This is a genomic window from Streptomyces cellostaticus (assembly GCF_001513965.1).
GTDB classification, from domain to species: Bacteria; Actinomycetota; Actinomycetes; order Streptomycetales; family Streptomycetaceae; genus Streptomyces; species Streptomyces cellostaticus.
This window is the reverse complement of record NZ_KQ948045.1, coordinates 1-1,648: the sequence shown is the minus strand read 5'-3', so window position 1 is coordinate 1,648 and position 1,648 is coordinate 1. Positions and strand designations below refer to the sequence as shown.

Annotated in this window: 2 protein-coding genes; both read left to right on the top strand. The window is 68.6% G+C overall.

Annotation, left to right across the window (positions count from 1 at the left end):
- Positions 1–337: 337 nt before the first annotated feature.
- Positions 338–1,084 carry a GntR family transcriptional regulator gene (locus AQI88_RS36195; RefSeq protein WP_067008070.1) on the top strand — a complete coding sequence of 249 codons (747 nt, stop codon included), beginning with the start codon at positions 338–340 and terminating at the stop codon, positions 1,082–1,084.
- A gap of 104 nt (positions 1,085–1,188) precedes the next feature.
- A partial coding sequence (locus tag AQI88_RS36190; protein WP_159050476.1) for a class I SAM-dependent methyltransferase occupies positions 1,189–1,648 on the top strand: 460 nt, incomplete at its 3' end.

Genomic DNA, 1,648 nt, shown 5'->3' with positions numbered 1-1,648 from the left:
TGTCGGGGAGGCCGTGCGGGGCGCGTCGGGCTGGTCGGCGGGTACCGGTCGGATGGGGCGCGCAGTCGCCCGGCGCCTGCCGGTACTGGGCGCGAACACGCCCAGTACCCATTGCAGGAACGCGTGGATAATGCCCACTGTCATCAACTCCACTCAGTTGGTGGCCACGCCCCGGGGCCGTCGCGAGCGGTCGCCGGGGTTAACCGTGTGTCCTAGGTCAGAACGTAGCGTGACCTAGGACACTCGCGCCAGGGGTTCAGCGCACTTCCCCCTGCTCGGATTACGGGCGTCCTAGTACAGTCGGCTGTGCCCTAGGACACGGCCGTCAGGAGATGTCATGTCGTCCCCCGAGCACCCCTACATGCAAGTCGCCGAACGCATTCGACGTCGCATCCTCGATGGCGTACTCAAGGAAGGCGAAAAGCTCCCGCCCGTGCGGGAACTGGCCAAACAGGAGGGCGTATCCGTCGCCACTCTCGGCCGCTCTCTGGATCAGCTCCAGGTCGAGGGCTACATCATCACGTCCCGCCGGGGGACCTTCGTTGCCAATGCCCCCGAAGTCGCGCCCTCCGGCTACGACCGCATCACCCGTGTGCTGCGCACGGGCTCAGTGCTCGCCGAGGGTGAGACGTTGATCGTCACGCATGCGGAGCTGATCAAGCCGCCCCAGTACGTCGCCGAGATCTTCGATCTGGATGACGGCGCCCAGGTCGTGCGCCGCCAGTGGCACACCGGCAAGGGCCAGCAGCGCACCGGTCTTTTCGTCACCTGGTACCCGGCCCATTTCGCCGCCGCTGTCCCAGAGCTGTTGTCCACGTCGCGCGTGTCCTCCCCCGGACTGCTCCTGAAGATCCAGCAGGCCACCGGTCGGCGGGTGACGGCGGGCCGCGACGACATCCACGGCCGGGACGCCGACGCGCGCGAGGCCAACTTCCTTGGGCTGCGCACCGGCTCACCCATCCTCGCAGGAGTTCACCGCCTGTGGGACGACCAAGGCGTGATCGAGTACGGGGAATGGTGCCTGCCCTACCGGCTGGCCGTCGGCTACGAGTACAGCTTCGAGGCGGCGCCAGACGCTTCCTGACGCCGAAGACCACGCGCGGCCCCCGTCGTGAGAGATGGGGGCTGTCACATTGCGCCGACGTGCCCGAGGGTGACGGTCCACCGGTGAGCCCCCACAATGCCCGCATGACGAGTCCTGAGGTAGCGCCGGAGATCGTGAGGTTCTACAGCGAGACCATCGACGAGGCGGACCGGTTGGCCACCACGGCCGATGGGCGTCTGGAGATGGTACGCACGCAGGAGTTGCTACGCCGATACCTCCCGCAGCCGCCCGCCACGATCCTCGACGTCGGCGGCGGGCCCGGCGCCCACGCGCGATGGCTCGTCGCGGATGGTTACGCAGTGCACCTCATCGACCCGATCCCCCGCCACATCGAGCAGGCCGGGCGCACCGGGGCATCGGTGGAACTGGGCGACGCCCGGCAGTTGACCGCAGCGGACGCCTCCTACGACGTCGTCCTGCTCCTGGGCCCGCTGTACCACCTGCTCGACCGCGCAGACCGGGACCAGGCCCTCACCGAGGCCTACCGCGCGCTGAAGCCGGGAGGGCTCCTGGCAGCAGCCGGGATCAACCGGTACGCCTCCT

What these genes read in the sequence shown, in the direction of transcription:
- AQI88_RS36195 (WP_067008070.1), top strand. Translation starts at nt 338, where the DNA reads ATGTCGTCCCCCGAGCACCCCTACATGCAAGTCGCCGAACGCATTCGA.